Annotated in this window: 5 protein-coding genes; 4 read left to right on the plus strand and 1 reads right to left on the minus strand. The window is 69.2% G+C overall.

Annotation, left to right across the window (positions count from 1 at the left end):
- Positions 1-907 (minus strand): ABC transporter ATP-binding protein (locus EJC49_RS24985; RefSeq protein ID WP_148106337.1); only part of this gene is annotated, 907 nt, incomplete at its 3' end.
- 314 nt (positions 908-1,221) lie between these two features.
- Between EJC49_RS24985 and EJC49_RS24990 the strand changes: the two genes are divergently transcribed.
- The 4 genes from EJC49_RS24990 to EJC49_RS25005 form a co-directional block, all read left to right on the plus strand.
- Complete coding sequence (locus EJC49_RS24990) at positions 1,222-2,709, plus strand: ABC transporter substrate-binding protein (RefSeq protein WP_126702643.1); 1,488 nt, start codon at positions 1,222-1,224, stop codon at positions 2,707-2,709.
- A 74-nt stretch (positions 2,710-2,783) separates the two neighbouring features.
- Positions 2,784-3,731 carry an ABC transporter permease gene (locus EJC49_RS24995; RefSeq protein WP_126702644.1) on the plus strand — a complete coding sequence of 316 codons (948 nt, stop codon included), beginning with the start codon at positions 2,784-2,786 and terminating at the stop codon, positions 3,729-3,731.
- Positions 3,728-4,555 carry an ABC transporter permease gene (locus tag EJC49_RS25000; protein WP_126702645.1) on the plus strand — a complete coding sequence of 276 codons (828 nt, stop codon included), beginning with the start codon at positions 3,728-3,730 and terminating at the stop codon, positions 4,553-4,555. Before EJC49_RS24995 ends, EJC49_RS25000 begins: the two co-directional genes overlap by 4 nt.
- Before the next feature lie 16 nt (positions 4,556-4,571).
- Positions 4,572-5,413, plus strand: an 842-nt coding sequence (locus tag EJC49_RS25005; RefSeq protein WP_148106338.1) for an ABC transporter ATP-binding protein, incomplete at its 3' end; no start/stop codon positions are given.

Consider the following 5,413-nt stretch of genomic DNA (forward strand, 5'->3'; position numbering starts at 1 on the left):
CGTCGACGGCCTCGGACGCCGCGGCTTCGCGGTCAATCAGTTGCGCCCCCTCCGTGCGGAACCGGGCCTCGAACCCACCGCTTTTCAGGGCCCGCCCGTCCAGCGGCAGCACGGCCTTCGCGTTGACGTCGCTGGCGTCGATCGCAATCAAGCCGCCGCCGACAGAGCCGCGCAGCGCGATCACGTTCTCCGCCCCCATGAAGGCGGCGACGAACGGCGAGGCCGGACGGTTGAACACGTCCACCGGCGCGCCCTGCTGGGCGATTCGGCCGGCGTCCAGGATGACGATCCGGTCGGCCATCACCATGGCTTCCTCGCGATCGTGGGTGACGTGCACGGCCGTGATCCCGAGCCGCTTCTGCAGGGCGCTGATGTCGTGGCGGACCTTCAGGCGAATGCGTGCGTCGAGGTTCGACAACGGTTCGTCGAGGAGCAGGATGGAGGGATCGACGGCGAGCGCGCGGCCAAGCGCCACCCGCTGGCGCTGCCCGCCCGAGAGGGCGGCCGGCTTGCGCTCGCCGAGACCATCCAGTCCGAGCAGGTCCTGCAAGTCGGCCACGCGGCGATCGATGTCGGCGCGCGGCAGTCCGCGCAGCTTGAGCCCGTAGCCGATGTTCTGCCCGACCGTCATGTGCGGCCACAGCGCGTAGGACTGGAAGACGAGCGCCATGCCGCGCCGGTCCGGCGGTCTCTGGGTCACGTTGACGCCGTCGACGCGGATGGCTCCGGCGCTTGGCTTCACGAACCCGGCTATGGCGCGCAGCAGCGTCGTCTTCCCGCAGCCCGATGAGCCCAGAAGGGCGACGAACTCGCCTTTGCGGATGGACAGATCGAGCCCATCGAGAATCATCGTCGATCCGTAGCCCACGGACAGTCCTTCGACGCTGACGAAGCCATTCTGGTCCATATTTCGCCTTTGCACAGCTGTGCATTCGCGCCCGCGGCGCACTTCCCTCGGCCGGCAGCGATAGGGGGCTTTCGTAACGGTGGCATGACGGCGCCGCATTTTCGGGTCCGTCGGCATCGCGCCAGTCGCGTGATCGCGTCGAGCATCGAGGCCTCGACCGGTCGCGGGGGCTTCCCGGCAAGGCGCGGTCCCATGCCTGGCGGCGCCTGGCGTTCGACCCGGCGTAGCGGGGGGGCGGCGCCCGCATGCGTGTCATCCGACCGACATGCGCGCCGCCTATTGAGCAGCCATCTCTTTCACGACGGAGCAGAACCATGAACAGCTCGACTGCCATCGCAGGCTCCCTGCTCGGAGCGCTGCTGCTGACCGCCTTCCCGGCCTGGTCGAAGACCGCGATCGTCATCGGCATGCAGCAGGAGCCGACCACGCTCGATCCCACGAGCGATGCCACGGCCTCGATCGACGGCATGCTCACCCACAACGTCTTCGAGGCCCTGACCTCGGTGACCGAACAGGGCGAAGTCGTGCCGAGCCTGGCCAGGAGCTGGACGGTGTCCGACGACGGCCTCACCTACACCTTCGACCTGGAGCAGGGGGTGACCTTCCATGACGGCACCAGCTTCGACGCTGCCGACGTGAAGTTCTCCTTCGACCGGGCCATGGGCGCCGACAGCGTCAATCCGTCCAAGAGCATCTTCGAGCCGATCGCCTCCGTCACCGTGGTCGATCCGGCCACGGTCGAACTCAAGCTCAGCCGCCCCGATGCCTTCCTCCTGTTCAATCTCGCGCAGGGCGACGCGTCCATCGTCGCGCCCGAGTCGGTCGAGCTCGCCAAGACAGCGCCGATCGGCACCGGTCCGTTCCGCTATGACAGCTGGACCCGCGGCGACCGCCTCACGCTGGCCCGTTATCCCGAGCACCGCAATGCCGCCGACGTGCAGCTCGAAAAGGTGACCTTCCAGTTCATCGCCGATCCGGCGGCGGCGAGCGCCGCGCTCCTGTCGGAAACGCTCGACGCCTATCCGGGCTTCCCGGCGCCGGAAATGATGGCGCAGTTCGAGGCCGATGACCGCTTCGCCGTCGAGATCGGCAGCACCGAAGGCGAGGTCATCATGGCGATGAACAACGCCAAGGCGCCTTTCGACGACGTCCGCGTGCGCCGGGCGATCAGCCACGCGCTCGACCGCACGGCGATCATCGACGGCGCGATGTACGGCCAGGCCACCCCGATCGGCAGCTTCTATCCGCCGCACGGCAAGGCCTATGTCGACCTGACCGGCATGTACCCGCACGACGTCGCCAGGGCGAAGGAACTGCTCGCGGAAGCCGGCGTGGCCGCCGGCACCGTGATGACCTTGCGCGTGCCCCCGTTCCCCTATGCCACGCGCTCGGCCGAAATCATCCAGGCGCAGCTCGCCGCGGCCGGGCTCGACGTCAAGGTCGAGAATGTCGAGTGGGGCTTCTGGCTCGAGGAGATCTACAAGAACCTCAACTACGACATGACCATCATCGCCCACACGTCGCCGAACGACATGGGCAACTTCGCTCGCGGGAAGAGCTATTTCTACGGCTACGACAACCCGGAATTCACCGCGCTCTGGGACCAGATCAAGACCGAGGCCGACCCCGAAAAGCGCGACGCGCTCTTGAAGCAGGGCCAGGAATTCCTCGCCTCGGAGGCCGTGCACGGCTTCCTGTTCCAGCTGCCGAAGCTCGGTGTCGTCCGCAAGGAGCTTTCCGGCTTCTGGAAGTCCTCGCCGGTGCTGTTCCAGCCGCTGGCGCAGGTGAAGTGGAACGGCTGAGGCCGATCGCGCCACGGGTGGCGGCGCAAGGTGGCGCCGTCGCCTGAGCCGCCCCGGCCGATTGAAGATCTCGAATGGTTCTGTTCCTCGCCAAGCGCACGGTGGGTCTTCTGGCGACCCTGCTTGCCGTTTCCGTCGTCGTCTTCCTGGTCATGAACGTGCTGCCGGGCGATCCGGTCCTGGTGATCCTCGGGATCGATTCCACGCCCGACGCGCAGGCCGCGCTGCGCGAGCAGCTCGGCCTGAACGCCCCTCTGGCCGATCGCTATGTCTCGTGGATCGCGGGCGTGGTTCAGGGCGATTTCGGTACAAGCCACTCCTTCGGCGTTCCCGTTGCCGGGCTCATCGCCGAGCGCCTGCCGCTGACCCTGGCGCTCGCCTTGTCGGCCACGCTTCTCACCGTGATCCTGGCGCTGGCGCTCGGCGTGCTCGCCGGCTCCAACCACCGTAAGCCCGGTGACTGGGGTGTCATGACCCTGTCCCAGCTCGGCATCGCGATCCCGGCCTTCTGGTTGTCGATGCTCCTCGTGCTGCTGTTCGCCGTCAAGCTCCGCTGGCTGCCGCCGGGCGGCTTTCCCGGCTGGGGCGATCCGGCCGCGGCAGCCCGGGCGCTGGTGTTGCCCACCGTGGCGCTGGCGCTGGTGCAGGCGGCGGTGCTCGCCCGGGTCACCCGCTCGTCGATGCTCGAGGTGCTGCGGCTGGACTTCACCCGCACGGCCCTCGCGACCGGCCTCTCGCGCGGCCGCGTCCTGTGGCGCCACGTGCTGCCCAACGCGCTGGTGCCGGTCGTCACCATCGTCGGCATGCAGTTCGCCAATGTCGTCACCGGCACCATCGTCATCGAGAACGTCTTCTACCTGCCGGGCCTCGGCCGGCTGATTTTCCAGGCGATCAGCAACCGCGACCTGCTGACGGTTCAGGCGCTGGTGCTGCTGTTCGCCGCCATCGTCGTCACCGCCAATTTCGTGGTCGACATCCTCTACGTCCTGATCGATCCGCGCCTGCGGGGGCGGCTGGCATGACGGCGCGCCGCACCTTGCCCGTCAGCCTCGCCATCGGCGGCGCGCTGGTGGCGTTGATGACCGCGGCGGCGCTCCTGTCGCTCGTCTGGACCCCGCATCCCTTCGCGGCGATCGACGTCGCCAACCGGTTCCAGGGGCCGAGCGCGGACCATTGGCTGGGCACCGACCAGCTTGGCCGTGACCTGGTGTCCCAGCTCATGGCGGGCGCGCGCACGTCGGTCGCCATCGCCTTCGTCGCGGTCGTTCTGGGCGGGTCCATCGGCACCGCGCTCGGCCTCTTCGCCAGTGCGGTCGGCGGTATCGTCGAAGACGCGGTCATGCGGCTCGCCGATTTCAGCTTCGCCTTTCCCGCCCTGCTGTTCGCCATCATGCTGGCGGCCGTCTTCGGCCCCTCGCTCACCAACGCCATCGTCGCGATCGCCTTCATCAACATCCCGGTCTTCGCCCGCGTCTCCCGGGCGGCGGCCAACCAGGTGTGGACCCGGGAATTCACCCTGGCGTCGCAGGTCGCCGGCCGCGGCGGCTTCGCCATCACGGTCGACCACATCCTGCCCAACATCGCGGCGCCCGTCATCGTGCAGGCGACGATCGAGTTCGCGGTCGCCATCCTCGCCGAAGCGGCGCTGTCCTATCTCGGCCTCGGCGTCCAGCCACCCGCGGCCTCCTGGGGGCGCATGCTGTCGGAAGCGCAGACGCTGCTCTATCTCGCGCCGCAGCTCGCGATCTATCCCGGCCTGTGCATCGTCGCCGCCGTGCTCGGCTTCAACCTGCTCGGCGACGGCCTGCGCGACATCACCGATCCGCGCCTGTCGCGGCGGCCATAGAACGGAGCGCGGGGCCATGCTCGAGGTCGACCGGCTGTCCATCCGCTTCGGCGAGGCGCACGCGGTGCGCGAGGCGAGCCTCTCGGTGGCCGCCGGCGAGCGGGTGGGCATCGTCGGCGAATCGGGCTGCGGCAAGTCCATGCTGGCCTCGAGCCTGCTCGGGCTGGCGCCGGAGACGGCGCGGGTGACCGGCTCGATCCGCCTATCGGGCGCGGAACTCGCGGACGCGTCCGAGCGGCGGTGGCGGTCGCACCGCGGGCGGGACGTCGCGATGGTCTTCCAGGAACCGATGAGCGCGCTCAACCCGCTGCGGCGGATCGGCCAGATTCTCGCCGAGCCGATCGTCCTGCACCAGGGGCTGGGCCGGGCCGTGGCCGAAAGCCGTGTTCTCGCGCTTCTCGAGGAGGTCGGCATTCCCGATCCGCGCGCGCGGCTGTCGCAGTTCCCGCATCAGCTGTCGGGCGGCCAGCGACAGCGTGTGCTGATCGCGCTGGCGCTGGCCGCCGATCCCGCGATCCTGATCGCGGACGAGCCGACGACGGCCCTCGACGCGAGCATGGCGGTTCGCATCGTCGATCTCCTGGTCGATCTGACGCGCAGGCGCGGCATGGGCCTGCTGCTCATCAGCCACGACCTTGGCGTGGTCGCGCGGGCAACCGAGCGCGTCATCGTCATGTATGGCGGCGACATCGTCGAGAGCGGCCCCACCCGAGGTATCCTCGCGGCGCCGCGCCATCCCTACACGGCGGGGCTGCTCGCCGCGCGGCCGTCGATCGCCCGGGCGCAAGCGTTGCGCACGCGTCTTGCGACCATTCCCGGCACGGTGCCGCCGGTCGGCCGCCGCGCGCCGGGCTGCCC

Origin of the sequence: Aquibium carbonis (genome assembly GCF_003970795.1) — a bacterium.
Taxonomy (GTDB): Bacteria; Pseudomonadota; Alphaproteobacteria; order Rhizobiales; family Rhizobiaceae; genus Aquibium; species Aquibium carbonis.